Source organism: Spirillospora sp. NBC_01491, assembly GCF_036227065.1.
In the GTDB taxonomy this organism is placed as follows: domain Bacteria; phylum Actinomycetota; class Actinomycetes; order Streptosporangiales; family Streptosporangiaceae; genus Spirillospora; species Spirillospora xylanilytica.
Genome location: NZ_CP109432.1, coordinates 7,369,330 through 7,385,810, shown reverse-complemented (window position 1 = coordinate 7,385,810; position 16,481 = coordinate 7,369,330). Strand labels below are relative to the sequence as shown.

Here is a 16,481-nt window from a genome sequence, read left to right as displayed (position 1 = left end):
CCCCGACTCCACGGCGGAGGCACGGAACCCCACCCCCGCCGCCGACGCCGCCGCGCAGGCGACGACCGTCCCGAGCAGGAGCCGCGACGGCGAGGGCCGCCCACCCCCGCGCCCTTCGCGCCGGTCACGAGTCCCCGGCGATCGCGCGCCCTGGTGTCCCGGTTCACACTCACCCGGCTCGGAGCGCCCCGACTCGTCTGGACTCGGCTCGAACCCCCCCTGCCCCTGCTCAGGCAGAGCCGACTCAGGTGCGTGCCGCTCGGGTGGGCCGGGCTCGGGTGGGCCGGGCTCGGGTCGGTCTGACTCGGGTGGTGGTGGGTGATGCGGGCCCTGTCGGGAGGGGCGGCGCTGGAGGCGGACGGGGCGGCGGGCGAAGAGGAGGAGGACTGCTGCTATGGCACCGGCGGCGGCGATGGCGAAGGCCACTGCGGCGCCTGCGCCGATGGCGGCGGCTGCAGCCAGCCAGACGGCCGATGCCGGGCCGATCAGTCTCAGGTCATGTCCGGGGTCGTGGTCGTGGTCGTGGTCGGAGGTGCGAGGACCGGTCATACCCGCACCATGGACTTCAGGTCGGCAAAGCGGCGGCTGCCTATGCCGCTGACCTCCTGGAGTTGGTCGACGGAGCGGAAGGCGCCGTGCTGGGTTCGGTAGTCGACGATGCGCTGGGCGAGGACGGGACCGACCCCGGGGAGCTGGTCGAGCTGTGCGGCGCTCGCGTTGTTGAGGTCCACGGGCGTGCCCGCAGCGGCGCCCGGGGCCGCTGACGCGGCGCCGGCTCCGGCGCCGGGAGGCTGGACGGTGCCCGGAGGCGGGCGGATGCCCACGGGGATCTGCTCACCGTCGACGACCTTGCGGGCGAGGTTGAGCGAGCCCGTTCCGGTGCCCGGCCGGACGCCGCCGGCCGCTTTGATCGCTTCGGCGACCCGTGCCCCGCCGGGCAGGGAGATCACACCGGGATGCCTGACCTTGCCCAGCACGTGCACGACGACCGTGCCCCCGGCCTGAGAGGCGGCCGGGGAGGTGGACGCGCGGAGGGAGGCCGCGGGGCTGAGGGACACCATGGGCGAGGCGGTCATCGCGACCGGCGCGACCGGCTGCGGCCGGGGGCGCGCGAGCCACAGGTAGCCGACCGCGACGACTGCGGCGATCACCGCGACGAGCATGAGGGCGCGCGCTCCGCTCCAGCCCGGATCGAATCGCGACCGTGGGATCTCGATGCCGGGCGGCTCGGGTCCCGAGCGCAGCCGGGCCATGGGAGGCGTGGGGTCGTCGGCCGTGCCCCCGTCGAGCGGACCGGGCGGCCTCGGGCGCCCGGAGAGCCGGTCCATGAGCGGTCGCAGCCGGTCGGCACCGATGTCGTGACGCTGGGTGAACCTCATACCGTCCGACGCTAGGCGGGCGCGATCCGCTCCGACAGTACCCGCGAGAAATGTGGATAACTCTGCTACGTCGCAGGTCAGAGAGCTAGGCGGGTGCGGGAGTCAGGGTTGCGGGGCGATCACGACGCCGAGCATGCCGGGTCCGACGTGGGCGCCGATGACCGGGCCGACCTCGCCCACGTAGACGTCGACGACGTGCGGGATCCGAGCGCGCAGGCGGACGGCGAGGGACTCGGCGCGGGCGGCGGCGGCCAGGTGCTGGACGCCGAGGTCGACTCTGCGGTCCCCCGCCTCGGCGACCGCGATCTCCTCCAGCCGGGCGAGCGCCCGCGCGGACGTGCGGACCTTCTCCAGGGGCGCGATCCGGCCGTCCGCGATGCCGAGCAGCGGCTTGACCATGAGCGCGGACCCGAGGAGCGTGGCGGCGGCGCCGATCCGCCCGCCGCGGCGCAGGTGTTCGAGGGTGTCGACGTAGAAGAGCGACCGTGACCGGTCGGCCCGGCGGGTCGCGGCCTCCGCGGCCTCATCCGCGCCGGCGCCGCGCAGCACGGCCGCGGCGGCCGACAGGGCGGCGAAGCCGAGGCCGAGGCCGATCGTGCCGGTGTCGACGACGCGTACCGGCACCGGTGCCGCTTCGGCGGCGAGCCGGGCGGCCTGGGCGGTGCCCGACATCGCGGCCGACAGGTGGACCGACACCACAGCAGCCGCGCCCGCGTCCGCCAGCGCCCGGTAGACGCCGGCGAACCGTTCGGGCGCGGGGCGGGAGGTCGTGACGGGGCGCCGGTCCTTCAGTGCCCGCGCGGCCTCGCCGGTGGTGACGTCGCCCTCGTCCCGGACGGTGCCGCCCACCGCGATCTGCATGGGCACGACGGTGAGGCCGTGCCGTCCGGCCAGTTCGGCGGGAAGGTAGGAGGTGGAATCGGTGACGACCGCGACCACACTGCCCATGAGGGGGAGATTACTCCTCCGTCCCGGTCACGGAGTGACCATGACGTATCGGCATGTAACGCCCTCATGACGCCCTCGCCGGCCCACCGGCGCGGCGAGCCGATGGGCCGGCGGAGACGGTCAGGGCTGGACGGGGACGCCGCCGCGCCACACGCGCAGGGCGCGGAGGCCGAAGGCCCAGGCGAACGCACCTTCGTGGTCGGCGTCCCACAGGACGATGTCGGCGAGCATGCCCGGCGCCAGGGAGCCTCGGTCGCCGACGCGGAGGGCGGCGGCGCCGCCGAGGGTCGCGGCGCGCAGGGCCTCGGTGACGCTGAGCCCGAACATCGCGACCGACAGGCCGATGACCAGCGGCATCGAGGTGATGCCGCACTGGCCCGGGTTGTGGTCGGTGCCGAGGGCGACGGTGACGCCGCGGTCGAGCATCGCGCGGACCGGTGCGGGTGGGCGGGCGCTGTTGAGGGCGCTGCCGGGGCAGACGGTCGCGGTGACGCCGGCGTGCGCCAGCGCCTTGATGTCGTCGTCGTTGGCCTGGGTGAGCAGGTCGGCGGAGGCGCAGCCCACCTCGGCGGCGACCTGGGCCGCGCCGATGCGCTCGTTGGCGCAAGCGTGCATGCGGGCCTTGAGCCCGGCGCGCTTGCCGGTGAGCAGCAGGGCGCGGGCCTCCTCGGCGGTGAAGTGGCCCTCGTCGCAGTACACGTCGATGCTGTCGGCGCCCGCGGCGGCGGCGTCGCCGGCCCAGGTGCGGACGGCCTCGATGTAGTCGCGGCGGCGGCCGAAGAACTCGGGCGGCAGGATGTGCGCGGCGAGGAAGGTGGCGTGGATGCGCGGCATCGAGGGCTCGCCCTCGAGGGAGCGCAGCAGCCGGATGTCGGCGAGTTCGCCGTCGCGGGTGAGGTGGTAGCCGGTCTTGGCCTCGACGGTGGTGGTGCCCGCGAGAATCCACTGGCGGAGCCGTTCGCGGACGCCGTTGCACAGCGTCCAGGGGTCGGTGCCGCGGGTGACGGTCACGGTGGAGTTGACCCCGCCGCCCGCCGCGGTGATCGCCGAGTGCGACGAACCGGAGGTGCGCATGGCGAGCTCGGCCCAGCGGTTGCCGGCGTAGACCGGGTGCGAGTGGGCGTCGATGAGGCCCGGGGTGACCAGGCCGCCGCCGAGGTTCTCCACGTGGTCGACGTCGACGATGTCATCGATGATGCCGGGGACGCTCTGGGGCAGGTCCGACGCGGGCCCGGCCCAGACGATCCGATCGTCGTGGATGAGAACGGCGGCGTTGCTGCATACGTCGGTGCCCGTCCAGAGCCTGCCGATGTTCGTCAACAGCCGAACCGTCATCTGGTCACCGACCTGGGTGGAACAACGCGCCGTACGGCGCTGTACCGGACGCCATGGAGAAGGCCACCTGCTCTCGATCCGAAACGCCGACTGGGTGCCGGCGATTCATCGTTGAAGGGGCGGGTGATCGGGTGATCACCACGAGCAACGAGACCGGAGATATCGGTTTCGTCACGGTAGTGCACTGGAGGCCCGGCCGACAACCTCTGACCGACGAACGCGCCTCCTCCTGGGATAGTTCCGGAGCCCTGGACCACGGGGCTCCGGGCGGGTCGCGCGCCGGCCCCGGCCGGCGGGCAGGACGAATTGCGCAGATCACTCATTAATCCGCGCACCCTCTGGTCGTAGCGCATCGACGCCATCACCCCGCCCTTAGCTATACGACCGTACGGAATCCCAGGGAGCCGTCAAGCGGAATGGGGAACCTGTCACCGTTCGGCGGCCACTATGGGACCGCATTTTGCAATTCGGCCAGTCCGGAACCCGGTCCGGGAACGTCGCGGGGGCCGTCCGGCGGACGGCCCCCGCGGCGCGGGCGGATCAGGTGGCCGCGGCCAGATCCTCGTACGGGTGCAGCTCGTCCGCCAGACCGGCCGGAACCCGGGCGTGCAGCGCGGTGCCCTCGGGGGTGTGCTCCTGCTTGAGCACCTCGCCCCACTCGTGGACGCGCGCGACCAGGTCGCCGCGCTCGTAGGGGACCAGCGCGCGGACCTCGCACTCGAGGCCGGGGAGCCGCGCGTCGATGGCGGCGCGCAGTTCCTCGATGCCGGATCCGGTGCGGGCCGAGACCACCACGCTGTTCGGCTCGCGCCGCTGTAGCCGCGCGATGGACAGGTCGTCGGCCGCGTCGGCCTTGTTGATGACGATCATCTCGGGGATCCGGTCGGCCCCGATCTCGCGGAACACCTCGCGGACCGCGTCGATCTGCGCCTCGGGGTCGGCGTCGGAGCCGTCGACGACGTGCAGGACCAGCCCCGCGTCGGTGACCTCCTCCAGCGTGGAGCGGAACGCCTCGACGAGCTGGTGCGGCAGGTGCCGGACGAAGCCGACGGTGTCGGCCAGCGTGTAGGTGCGCCCGCCCGGGGTCTCGGCCCGGCGCACGGTCGGGTCGAGCGTGGCGAACAGCGCGTCGTCCACCAGCACGCCGGCGCCGGTGAGCCGGTTGAGCAGGGACGACTTGCCCGCGTTGGTGTAGCCGGCGATGGCCACCGCCGGGACGGCGTTGCGCCGCCGCTCGCCCCGCTTGGTGTCGCGCGACTTGGACATCTCGGCGATCTGGCGGCGCAGCTTGGCCATCCTGGTGCGGATCCGGCGCCGGTCCAGCTCGATCTTGGTCTCACCGGGCCCGCGCCCGCCGATGCCGACGCCGCCGGCGGCGCGCCCGCCGACCTGGCGGGACAGGTTGCCGCCCCAGCCGCGCAGCCGCGGCATCAGGTAGTCGAGCTGGGCCAGCTCGACCTGTGCCTTGCCCTCGCGGCTCTTGGCGTGCTGGGCGAAGATGTCGAGGATCAGCGCGGTCCGGTCGATCACCTTGACCTGGACGGTCTCCTCCAGGTGCCGCAGCTGGCCGGGGGCCAGCTCGCCGTCGCAGATGACGGTGTCGGCGCCGGTGGCGATGACCACGTCGCGCAGCTCGGCGGCCTTGCCCGAGCCGATGTAGGTGGCGGGGTCGGGACGGCTGCGGCGCTGGACGAGCCCTTCGAGGACCTCGGATCCGGCGGTCTCGGCGAGGAGGGCCAGCTCGCGCAGCGAGTTCTCGGCCGTCTCGGCCGTGCCCTCGGTCCAGACGCCGACGAGGACGACCCGTTCGAGCCGCAGGGAGCGGTACTCGACCTCGGTGACGTCGGTGAGTTCGGTGGACAGCCCGGCGACGCGGCGCAGTGCCCGGCGTTCCTCGAGATCGAGTTCCCCAGTCATGGGCTCGTCCTCGGCGGGTTCGCGGGACCCGGGCGGCCCGTGCGGGTCTCGGGCCTCTCGGGCCTGGCGGCGGAGTTCCAGCTCGTCCGGACTGTGGTCTGCGGAGAAAGGTTGAGTCATATGTCCTCTGATAAACGCCGCGGGGCGGCTGTCTCTTCCCGCGATCGTCTCACGCCCGTCGGCGCTGGTCACTCCGATTATCCGCCGGTCTCGGGGGCATGCCCGTGACGGGCTCGGCGGCCCGGGTACCGGACGCCGGTCCGGCCTGGACCGCTGCCGCGCCCCACCCGCACGTCGTCCGCTCGGCCCGGCCGCACCTCGTGGGACGGGCCCCTTTGACCGGGCCGAGCATCGCCGAGTAGCGTTCTCCACATAACAGAAGTCGAATTTCGCTATACGAAAGGCGCGCAGATGGCTGCACTCGAAGGCATCGAGGTCACCGGTCCCCTCCAGGACCGGTACGACGAGATCCTGACGCCCGAGGCGCTCAGCCTCCTCGCCGCCCTCCAGCGCGAGCTCGGCGCCCGGCGCACGGAACTGCTCGCGGCCCGCGCCGCGCGCCAGGAGCGGCTGTCCGCGGGCGGGACGCTGGACTTTCTCCCGGAGACCGCCACCGTCCGGGCGGACGAGACCTGGCGGGTCGCCCCGCCGGCGCCGGGCCTGGAGGACCGCCGGGTCGAGATCACCGGCCCGACCGACCGGAAGATGACGATCAACGCGCTCAACTCGGGCGCCAAGGTGTGGCTGGCCGACTTCGAGGACGCCAACACCCCGCTGTGGAACAACATGGTCGAGGGGCAGCTCAACCTGCGGGACGCCCTCGACCGCACGATCGACTTCACCGACCCCAAGAGCGGCAAGTCCTACGCGCTCAAGGAGGACGGCGAGCTGGCCACCATCGTGGTCCGCCCGCGCGGCTGGCACATGGAGGAGAAGCACGTCCTCATCGACGGCGCGCCGATGTCGGGGTCGCTGTTCGACTTCGGCCTGTACCTGTTCCACAGCGCGCGGCGGCAGATCGAGAAGGGCAGGGGCCCCTACTTCTACCTGCCGAAGATGGAGAGCCACCTCGAGGCGCGGCTGTGGAACGACGCGTTCAACCTCGCCCAGGACGTCCTGGAGATCCCGCGCGGCACGATCCGCGCGACGGTGCTGATCGAGACGATCCCGGCCGCGTTCGAGATGGAGGAGATCCTCTTCGAGCTGCGCGACCACTCCGCGGGGCTGAACGCGGGCCGCTGGGACTACCTGTTCTCGGTGATCAAGAAGTTCCGGGACCGGGGCCGCGACTTCGTGCTGCCCGAGCGGAACGCGATCACCATGACCGCCCCGTTCATGCGCGCCTACACCGAGCTGCTGGTGCGCACCTGCCACAAGCGCGGCGCGCACGCGATCGGCGGCATGGCCGCGTTCATCCCGTCCCGCCGGGACGAGGCGGTCAACAAGGTCGCGCTGGAGAAGGTGCGGGCCGACAAGACCCGCGAGTCCGGCGACGGGTTCGACGGGTCCTGGGTCGCCCACCCCGACCTGGTGCCGATCTGCCGCGAGGTGTTCGACGGCGTGCTCGGCGACCGTCCGAACCAGCGCGAGCGGCTCCGCGAGGACGTCACGGTGTCGGCCGCCGACCTGCTCAACGTCAAGGCCACGCCGGGCGACATCACCGAGGCGGGCCTGCGCGGCAACGTGGACGTGGCGCTGCGCTACCTGGCCACCTGGCTGGACGGTGCGGGCGCGGTCGCGATCCACAACCTCATGGAGGACGCGGCCACCGCGGAGATCTCGCGGTCCCAGGTGTGGCAGTGGATCAACAACGGGGTGGAGTTGAAGGACGGCCGGAAGGTCACCAAGGAGTTCGTCGAGCGGATCCTGGACGAGGAGCTGGCTGGCATCCGCGCCGACCTCGGGCCGGCGTTCAACGAGCCGCGCTACGACCAGGCCGTGACGCTCTTCAAGGAGGTCACGCTGGCGGACGAGTACTCCGAGTTCCTGACGACCCCGGCGTACGAGCAGATGCCGTGACGCGGTAGGGACCGGCCCCGGCGCCGGCTCTCGGAAGGTGGGAGATGAGCGAAGGACTCGCACGGCTGGCCGGACGGTTCGGCCGGCTGCTGGGACCCGATTCCGTGATCACCGATCCGGTGCGACTGCGCACCTACGAGTGCGACGGCCTCACCAGCCACCGGGCGTCGCCGGGGCTGGTCGTCCTGCCGGACACGGCGGAGCAGATCGCGCAGATCGTCCGCGACTGCGCGGCGGCGGGCGTCCCGTACGTGGCGCGCGGGTCCGGGACGGGGCTGTCGGGCGGCGCCCTGCCCCGCACCGACGGGGTCCTGATCGTCACGTCCCGGATGCGCCGGATCCTGGAGATCGACATCCCGAACCGGCGCGCGGTCGTCGAGCCTGGCGTGATCAACCTGGACGTGACGCGGGCCGTCCGCGCGGACGGCTACCACTTCGCGCCCGACCCCTCCAGCCAGCAGATCTGCTCGGTCGGCGGCAACGTGGCCGAGAACTCCGGCGGCGCGCACTGCCTCAAGTACGGCTTCACCGCGCATCACGTGCTGTCCTGCGAGGTCGTCACGCCGGACGGCGAGATCGTGGAGCTGGCCGCGGACGGGCCGGGCTACGACCTGCTCGGCGTCTTCGTCGGCGCGGAGGGCACGCTCGGCATCGCCACCAAGATCACGGTGCGGCTCACCCGGTCGCCCGAGGCGGTGCGGACGCTGCTGGCCGCGTTCGGCTCGATCGAGGCGGGCGGCGGCGCGGTCTCGGCGATCATCGGCGCCGGGGTGCTGCCGGCCGCGATCGAGATGATGGACGCGCTGTCCATCGAGGCCGCCGAGGCCGCGGTGCGCTGCGAGTACCCGCCCGGCGCGGGCGCGGTGCTCATCGTGGAGCTGGACGGCCCCGAGAGTGAGGTGGCGCACCAGTTCGCCGAGGTCGAGCGGCTGTGCCGGGACGCCGGCGCGTTCGAGATCCGGGTGGCCGCGGACGACGCTGAGCGCGCGCTGATCTGGACCGGCCGCAAGTCGGCGTTCGCCGCCATGGGCCGGATCAGCCCGGCCTACCTGGTGCAGGACGGCGTGATCCCGCGCACCTCGCTGCCCCGGGTGCTGGCGAGCATCGACGCGCTGTCGGCTGCGTCGGGGGTGCGGGTCGCCAACGTGTTCCACGCGGGCGACGGCAACCTGCATCCGCTCGTGCTCTTCGACGACGCCGAGCCGGGCGCGGCCGAGCGCGCCGAGGAGGTCTCCGGCAAGATCCTCGACCTGTGCATCGAGCACGGCGGGTCGATCACCGGGGAGCACGGGGTCGGGGTCGACAAGTCGCGCTACATGCCCCGCATGTTCACCGAGACCGATCTGGACACCATGCAGATGGTCCGCTGCGGATTCGACCCGGCGGGGCTCTGCAACCCCGGCAAGGTGTTCCCCACGCCGCGTCTGTGCGGCGAGGTCCCGGGCGTGCGCAAGGGGCCCCACCCGTACGAGGGAAAGGCGGACCTGTTCTGATGCGCCCTCTGGACGCCCTGGCGGAGGTCTGCGGCGATGTGCGGCCCGGCGCGCCCGAGGAGGGCGTGCTCGGCGTCGTCCCGGGCCTGGTGGCCGCGCCCGCGACGGTGGCGGAGGCGGCCGGGGTGATGCGGGTCGCCGCCGAGCACGGGCTGGCGGTCGTCCCGCGTGGCGCGGAGACCCGGCTCGACTGGGGGACGCCGCCGGACCGCTGCGATCTGCTGGTCGACACGCACCGGCTGGCCCGGATCGTCGAGCACGCCTCCGGTGACCTGGTGGTCACGGCCGAGGCGGGGCTGGCGCTGGACGAGCTGGCCGCCGCGCTCGCGGCGCGCGGCCAGCGGCTCGCCCTCGACCGTCCGCTGCCCGGGTCGACGGTCGGCGGGACGATCGCGGCGGCGGCGGCCGGGCCGCTGCGGCTGCTGTACGGGTCGCCGCGCGATCTGGTGATCGGGCTGACCGTGGTCCGCGCCGACGGCGAGGTCGCCCGGTCCGGCGGCAAGGTCGTCAAGAACGTCGCGGGGTACGACCTGGGGCGGCTGTTCTGCGGCTCGTCCGGCACGCTGGGGCTGATCGTGGAGGCCACGTTCCGCCTGCACCCGGTGCCGGCCGCCCACGCGTACGTCACCTGCCCGGTCACCGGGGCCGCGCAGGCGCACGAGGCCGTCCAGTCGCTGTTGCACTCGCCCATCGCACCCAGTGCGATCGAGGTCCTCGCTCCCACACCGCCCTCCTGCACGGTGGGTGTCCTGCTGGAGGGCGTCCCGGAGGGCGTGACGGCACGCACCGCCCAAGCGACGGCTCTGCTCGGCCCAGACGCACAGGTCTGCGAAGAGCCGCCTGAAGGGTGGGGCCTCTACCCGGACGGCACCACTCTCCTCGACGTCACCGCTCCCCCCACCTCGCTCACACACCTCCTGACCGAAATCGGTGCGGACGCCTTGACGGCCACATGGAGCGCCATCGGACGCGGCTACGTCGGTCTTCCCGCTGAGACCGCACCGGACAAGGCCGCGGCCATCATCGCCGGGCTGCGGGAGGGCCTCGCCAGACACCGCGGCTCTGCGGTGGTCTGCTACGCCCCTGCGGACGTGCGCGCCGCGATCGACTTCTGGGGGCCGGTGCCTGCCGCGAAACTGATGCGCCAGGTCAAGGACCAGTTCGACCCGGGGCACCGCCTGTCCCCCGGCCGTTTCGTGGGAGGGATCTGATGACCGCGCCGGACGAGTCCCCCGAGCAGCCGGCTTCCTCGGCAGAGGCCCCCGAACTGCTCCCCCAGTTGCTCGGTGAGTGCGTGCACTGCGGGTTCTGCCTGCCGACCTGTCCCACGTACGTGCTCTGGGGCGAGGAGATGGACTCCCCGCGCGGACGCATCCACCTCATGCAGCAGCACGCCGACGGCGCTCCGCTCAATGGCGCGATGGTCGAGCACTTCGACCGCTGCCTGGGCTGCATGGCGTGCGTGACGTCCTGCCCGTCCGGCGTGCAGTACGACCGGCTGATCGAGATGACCCGGGCGGAGGTCGAACAGGAGCATCCGCGTTCGCCCAGGGAACGGGTCATCCGCGAGGCCGTCTTCCGGACGTTCCCGTACCCGAGGCGCCTGCGGGCGCTTCGCGCTCCCCTGCGCGCGTACCAGTGGACCGGGCTTGACCGCCTCGTCCGGCGCACCGGCCTCTTGGAGCGCATCTCTCCGTCCCTCGCCGCCATGGAACGGCTCGCGCCGCCGCTGGGACGTGCGCCCCGGCTACCGGAACGGGTCGCGGCGCGAGGTGGCCGCAGGGCCACGGTGGGGATGCTCACCGGATGCGTCCAGCGCGAGTTCTTCCCCGGTGTCAACGCGGCCACCGCCCGCGTGCTGGCCCTTGAGGGCTGCGACGTCGTCATCCCCAAGTCGCAGGGCTGCTGCGGCGCGCTTTCCCTGCACGCCGGACGAGAGGACGAGGCCCGCGCGTTCGCGCGCCGCACCGTCGAGGCGTTCGAGGCCGTCGACGTGATCGTGGTGAACTCGGCGGGCTGCGGGTCGGCGATGAAGGAGTACCGGACGCTGCTGGGCGGCGACCCCGCGTGGGCGCGCCGGGCCGAGGCACTGTCCGCGAAGACCCGTGACCTGGCCGAGTTCCTGGTGGAGCTGGGGCCCCGCGCGGAACGGCGGCCGCTTCCGGTCAGCGTCGCCTACCACGACGCCTGCCATCTGTCCCACGCGCAGGGGATCCGGAGCCAGCCCCGGGCGCTGCTGGCCGGGATCCCCGAGCTGACCGTGCGTGAGGTCGACGGCCCCGAGCTGTGCTGCGGGTCCGCCGGGACCTACAACGTGCTCCAGCCGGAGGCCGCGTCCGAGCTGGGCGACCTCAAGGCCGCCGGCGTCCGCGCGACGGGCGCCGAAGTGCTCGTGGCGGCCAACCCCGGCTGCTCGATGCAGATCGCCACGGCGCTCGGCAGGCAGGGCGCCACCATCGCCGTCGCGCACACGGCGGAGGTCCTGGACGCCTCGCTGCGGGGCCTCGGCGCCGCCGCGCTGACCCGCCGGAGAGCCCCGGGCGGCAGCACGGACGGCAGCGGTCCGTCAGGCCCTCGGCAGCGCTTCGTAAGGCCCTGACCTGCCATTTCCGTCCTTTTCCCCTTGGGGGACACCCCTGCACCACCGATCCGGGCGTCATGTATTGTGTCGAGCCCCGCAGGCAGGGCGCGCTTACTGAGCCTGGAGAGGCCCGAGGGAGCACGGAGAGCGACCATGTCCAACAGCCACCGTTCACATCGCCGCCGCAAGAAGCACAGCGCGGGCAGGCTCGGCCTGGCCGGCGCCCTCACCGGGGTCCTCGGGATCGCGGCGGTGGCCGGCGGCATCATGGTGGTCCGGCACACCTCGGACGGCGGCGGGTCCACCCCGCCGTCCCTGACGAGTCAGGTCGGTGGGACGGGCGGCCTCTCGGTGGCCGCCGCCCCCAAGGGCGGCCCCGCGCAGAGCTTCACCACCCCCGAGGGCTACGGCTACGACCTCTCCGCCGTCAAGACCGGCACCGACGCGCGCCCGCTGAGCGGCAGCACCCCGCCGCCGTCCGGGTCGAGCTACGCCTACGCCGACTACGTGCTGACCAACAACCAGCGGCGGCCCGTACTGCTCGACTTCCCCTCCGACCTGTTCGTGCCGCTCTCCCAGGTGCCGGGTTCGGCCCGCGAGCGCTGCATGCCGCAGCCGGGCATCCCCGAGCACATGTGCACCCTGCCCAACCACAGCGAGGTCACCGCCCGCCTGAACGGCTCCAAGGCGCCCATCGAGGAGGACGGCGAGAAGCTCATGCCCGCCGGCGCGTCCTACCTGGTGCGGATCGCCGCCGACCTGCCGGTCAAGGACGGCCTCGACGCCGCCGACCTCAAGCTCTACGTGTGGGACGCCCGCTTCACCAGCGACCGCAAGGGCGTCGAGATCGCCTTCCCCTGACCCGTAGGCTCCTAGGCCGTATTTCAGAACCCCGGCCCGGCGTCCTCGCCTGGCGGCTGTGTTTTCAACGCCCGGCCCGGCGTCCTCGCCTAGGGCTCGGACGCCGACCGTGCTTGGGCGAGCGCGACATCGCTTCGCGATCTGGCCGGTGGGGCTCGCCTCCGGCTTCGCCCCACCGGCCAGGTAACGCGCTCGCGCGACGGCCGAGGCACTTTGAGACAGGCCCTAGCTGGCTGCCGTCCCCCGACTGCCGTGCCCCGCGTGAACTTCCCGGAGTCGGCGGCGCAGGGTCAGCCCCTGGTGAAGCCGATGTTCTCGTAGCCGGGCTGGTAGAAGCCGCAGGCTCCCAGGTTGGCCAGGCCACGCCGGGTGGCGACGAGCTGCGGGCGCTGGTAGAGCGGCAGGACGGTCGCATGCCGCCAGATGAGACCGTCCGCGGCGTTGACGAGGCGCCGGGCCCGCACCGGGTCGGGTTCGGCGATGGCGCGGTCCAGCGCGGCGTCGATGGCGGCCGTCCCCGATCGCGAGTAGTTCTGCCGGATCCGGCCGCCGCTCGGCCGGGCGAAGACCGACCGCAGCGGCGACACCGGGAACGAGGTGCCCAGCCAGGAGAACGGCACGATGTCGAAGTCGCCGGGCGTGACGTACCGGGCGAGCAGGTCGTCCCCCGGTACCGGGCGGATGTCGAGCCGGACGCCGATCCGCTCCAGCAGCGCCCGGGACAGCTCGCCCTCCCGCTTGCCGCCGGGCACCCCGGCGGGCACCACGAACCGGAGCGCCAGCGTCCGCCCGCCCTTCTCCCGGTACCTGCCGTGCGGTGGCCAGCCCGCTTCGTCCAGCATCCGCCGCGCCCGTGCCGGGTCGTAACCGCCGTACTCACCGGAGTTGTCGCGGTAGCCCTCCTGGGTGTTGACGTAGAAGTGGTTGCCGAGGGGCTCCGCGGTCAGCCCGAGACCGGTCAGATCGGACCGGACGAGGGTCCGCCGGTCGATGCCCAGCATGACGGCCCGCCGCACGCGCACGTCTGAGAGCACGGGCCCGGCGGCGTTGAGCGTGAAATGCCGCCAGTCCGGCCCGCCCGCCCTGCGGACGACCGTGCCCGGAGCGCGCTCGGCCCGCCGCAGTGCACCCGCGTCGACGCCGACGTCCATCAGGTCGATCTCGCCGTTGGCGAACGCGCCGGGCACCGCGCCGCTGTCCAGGGCGCGGTAGACGATGCGGTCGAGTTTGGCGGCCCGTCCCCACCAGGCCGGGTTGCGGACGGCGGTGACGGTCTCGGCGGTCCGGTCGATCCGCCGCACTTTGAAGGGCCCGGCGGTGACCGGCATCCGATCGAGCCAGCCCGTGTTGAACGCCGCGGGGTCGGAGGTGGCCGCGGCCGGGTAGAGCGGGCTGAACAGGCTCCGCCAGTCCGCGTAGGTCCCGGCGAACGTCACCCTCACCTCTTGGTCGTCCGCCCCCCGCTCGACCCGCCGGATCTGCCGGTAGCCGACGTCGGTGGACACCTGGTAGCGCGGGTCCCGTCCCGACAGGGCGTGAGCCTGGGCGGCCAGGTCGCGGTAGCCGATGGGCCTGCCGTCCGACCACCGCGCCCGGGGGTTCATCCGGTACGTGACGACCTGGTTCGCCCCCGTCCGGGTCGCCCGTGCCGACAGCAGGTAGTCCGGCACGGGATGCGGTACGGCCTTCTCGTCCGCGCGCATGAGGTACGGCAGCAGCCCTTGGACGACGCGGTCGACCACGCCCGTGCCTCCATTGACGTGGAAGAAGTTCCACTGCGTGGGGAACTCGGGCAGCGGCCACCGGAGCGTCCCGCCACTGCGGACGCGTTCGCGCGGCGTGGGGTTGACGTCGTAGGCGGGGAGCCGTCCGGACGGGCCGGTCCCGGCCTCGCCCGTAGAGGCCGCGCCGCTGCAACCGCCACCCGCGGCCGCCACCGCGCACAGGACCGCGGCCACGACCAACGGTCGGCGGCGCGTTCTCACCGGCCGGACGCACGGGTCCATCTCGTCGATTCCCTTCAGCAGTTCGCGGACCCGGACGTTCACCGGGCGTCCGCCGGATCGAGCGCGTCGCGCAGCCCGTCGCCGAGCAGGTTCACCGCCAGCACGATCAGCGCCAGCATCCCGGCGGCGAACCCGAACGGCCACGGGTGGGTGGTCGCCGTGCCGCCGCCGTCGGCGACGAGCGTGCCGAGGGAGACGTCGGGCGGCCGGACGCCGAGGCCGAGGTAGGCCAGCCCGCTCTCGGCGACGATCGCGGCGCCGACGTTGAGGCTCGCGTCCGCCATTAGCAGCGACGCCAGGTGCGGCAGCAGATGCCGGACGATCACGTGCGGCGCGGTCGCCCCGAGGAACCGCGCCGCCAGCACGAACTCCCGTTCGCGCAGCGAGAGCGTCATCGCCCGGACGGAGCGGGCGGTGACGGTCCACATGAACGTCGCCAGCAGCACGACCAGCGCGGGGCCGCCGGAGCCGAGGGCCGGGGACAGCACGGCGGCGACCAGGACCGGCGGCAGCACGAGCAGCAGATCGGCGCCGCCCATCAGGACGCGGTCGCCCCAGCCGCCCGCGTACCCCGCGACCATCCCCACCACGGCGGCCGGGCCGGTGGCCAGCGCCGCGACGCTGAGGCCGATGAACAGCGACCTCCGCATGCCGCGCAGGACGAGCGCGAAGACGTCCCGTCCGCTCTGCGTGGTCCCGAACCAGTGCCCGGACGACGGCGGCTCCCAGAACGCCGCGACGTCGGTGTCGGCCCAGCCCCACGGCGACGCCAGCGGCCCGGCGAAGGCCAGCGCGACGAGCGCGGCGAGCAGTGCGAGCCCGGCCACGGCACGTCTGCTACCGAGCACCCGCGAGGGCAGGCCGCCCCTTGTGGCGCTCAGCGGCGGACTCGTCACGACGTCGCGCGGCGGGCTCGTCATCGCGCCGCCGTCGTGGGCGCCGCCGCGACCTCGGCCGTTCGGGTCCGCGGGTCCAGGACACCGCGCACCACGTCCGACACCAGCCCGGCCAGCAGGACCGTCCCGGCGGCGAGGGAGCCCACCGCCGCCACCGCGTTGACGTCGCCATGACCGATGGACTCGACCAGCCACTCGCCCAGCCCGTGCCACCCGAAGACCTTCTCGGTGAAGGCGGCGCCGACCAGCATCAGGCCGAACGCGTAGGCGGAGTAGGCGGTCATCGGGACGAGCGCGACGCGCAGCCCGTGCCTCAGCAGCACCCTCCGCCGCCGCAGTCCTTTGGCCCGCGCCGTGCGCATGTGCTCGGCGCTCAGCACGTCGAGCATCAATCCGCGCTGGTAGCGGCAGTAGAGGGCGACCTGGGAGAGCGCGATCGTGACCGTCGGCAGCAGCAGATGCCGCACCCGGTCGGCCGGCCCGCCCGCGCCCGGCGAGGACTCCCCGGTCCACTCGAAGATCCGCATGCCGGTGACGTCGTTGACCTTGCCCGCCGCGAACTGGAGCAGCACCGCCAGGACGAACACCGGGACGGCCGGCAGCAGCGCCGAACCGGCCGCGATGGCGCGGTCGGCGGCCCGGCCGCGCCGCGCCGCCGCGTACGCGCCGAGCAGGACGCCCAGCGCGCAGCCGAGGACCGTCCCGGGGAGCAGCAGCCGGACGCTGACCCCTGCGCGGCGGCGCAGTTCCGCGCCGACCGGGCCGTCCTGCCGGGTGCGGCCGAGGTCGCCGCGCACGACGCCCGCCGCCCACGTCCGGTAGCGGACGGCGAGGGGGACGCGGTCGTCGAGGTTGAGGCGGCGCAGTTCGGCGTGCACGACCGCCTCGGGCGGCCGGGGCGTCCGCGTCTCGAATCCGGCGCGGGGCCGGAGCGCGGTCGCGGCGAGCACGTAGGTGAGGCTGGCGCCCAGCACGGCGAGCACCGCGGAGTACGCGAGCCGCCGCGCCAGGAACACCGCCATGTCCCCTCCCGCGAGCGACGAGCG

At 73.4% G+C, this 16,481-nt stretch carries 12 protein-coding genes; 5 read left to right on the top strand and 7 right to left on the bottom strand.

Annotated features, from left to right (window positions below; genetic code table 11):
- Window positions 1-545 precede the first annotated feature (545 nt).
- From OHA34_RS34280 to hflX, 4 genes are all read right to left on the bottom strand, one after another.
- Complete coding sequence (locus OHA34_RS34280; protein WP_329519992.1) at window positions 546-1,379, bottom strand: ComEA family DNA-binding protein; 834 nt, start codon at window positions 1,377-1,379, stop codon at window positions 546-548.
- A 102-nt stretch (window positions 1,380-1,481) separates the two neighbouring features.
- Window positions 1,482-2,327 (bottom strand): DegV family protein, encoded by an 846-nt coding sequence (locus tag OHA34_RS34275; RefSeq protein ID WP_285937167.1) that lies wholly within the window; start codon window positions 2,325-2,327, stop codon window positions 1,482-1,484.
- Between the two features lie 120 nt (window positions 2,328-2,447).
- On the bottom strand, window positions 2,448-3,662 hold the full coding sequence (hutI, locus tag OHA34_RS34270; RefSeq protein WP_285937168.1) for an imidazolonepropionase: 1,215 nt from the start codon (window positions 3,660-3,662) through the stop codon (window positions 2,448-2,450).
- A 540-nt stretch (window positions 3,663-4,202) separates the two neighbouring features.
- Window positions 4,203-5,579 carry a GTPase HflX gene (gene hflX, locus OHA34_RS34265; RefSeq protein WP_329519991.1) on the bottom strand — a complete coding sequence of 459 codons (1,377 nt, stop codon included), beginning with the start codon at window positions 5,577-5,579 and terminating at the stop codon, window positions 4,203-4,205.
- A gap of 411 nt (window positions 5,580-5,990) precedes the next feature.
- Here hflX and aceB point away from each other — a divergent pair, with 411 nt between their 5' ends.
- The 5 genes from aceB (at window position 5,991) to OHA34_RS34240 (ending at window position 12,533) form a co-directional block, all read left to right on the top strand.
- Window positions 5,991-7,598 (top strand): malate synthase A, encoded by a 1,608-nt coding sequence (gene aceB / locus OHA34_RS34260; RefSeq protein ID WP_329519990.1) that lies wholly within the window; start codon window positions 5,991-5,993, stop codon window positions 7,596-7,598.
- 44 nt (window positions 7,599-7,642) lie between these two features.
- Entirely contained in the window at window positions 7,643-9,091 is a 1,449-nt protein-coding gene (locus OHA34_RS34255) for an FAD-linked oxidase C-terminal domain-containing protein (RefSeq protein ID WP_285937170.1), read from the top strand.
- A complete protein-coding gene (locus OHA34_RS34250; protein ID WP_329519989.1) occupies window positions 9,091-10,302 on the top strand; it encodes an FAD-binding oxidoreductase in 1,212 nt (403 codons plus the stop codon). Before OHA34_RS34255 ends, OHA34_RS34250 begins: the two co-directional genes overlap by 1 nt.
- Window positions 10,302-11,690 (top strand): (Fe-S)-binding protein, encoded by a 1,389-nt coding sequence (locus OHA34_RS34245; protein WP_285937172.1) that lies wholly within the window; start codon window positions 10,302-10,304, stop codon window positions 11,688-11,690. The genes OHA34_RS34250 and OHA34_RS34245 overlap by 1 nt, the downstream gene beginning before the upstream one ends.
- 135 nt (window positions 11,691-11,825) lie before the next feature.
- Entirely contained in the window at window positions 11,826-12,533 is a 708-nt protein-coding gene (locus OHA34_RS34240) for a hypothetical protein (protein WP_285937173.1), read from the top strand.
- A 290-nt stretch (window positions 12,534-12,823) separates the two neighbouring features.
- On the opposite strand, the gene OHA34_RS34235 is transcribed toward OHA34_RS34240, so the two are convergent.
- The 3 genes from OHA34_RS34235 to OHA34_RS34225 are packed head-to-tail and all read right to left on the bottom strand — an operon-like array spanning window position 12,824 to window position 16,457.
- Entirely contained in the window at window positions 12,824-14,581 is a 1,758-nt protein-coding gene (locus OHA34_RS34235; RefSeq protein WP_329519988.1) for an ABC transporter family substrate-binding protein, read from the bottom strand.
- The gene (locus OHA34_RS34230) at window positions 14,578-15,459 is read right to left on the bottom strand and encodes an ABC transporter permease (protein ID WP_329519987.1); all 882 of its coding nucleotides are present in this window, start codon (window positions 15,457-15,459) and stop codon (window positions 14,578-14,580) included. Before OHA34_RS34230 ends, OHA34_RS34235 begins: the two co-directional genes overlap by 4 nt.
- Window positions 15,456-16,457 carry an ABC transporter permease gene (locus tag OHA34_RS34225; protein WP_329519986.1) on the bottom strand — a complete coding sequence of 334 codons (1,002 nt, stop codon included), beginning with the start codon at window positions 16,455-16,457 and terminating at the stop codon, window positions 15,456-15,458. The genes OHA34_RS34230 and OHA34_RS34225 overlap by 4 nt, the downstream gene beginning before the upstream one ends.
- Window positions 16,458-16,481: the final 24 nt, after the last annotated feature.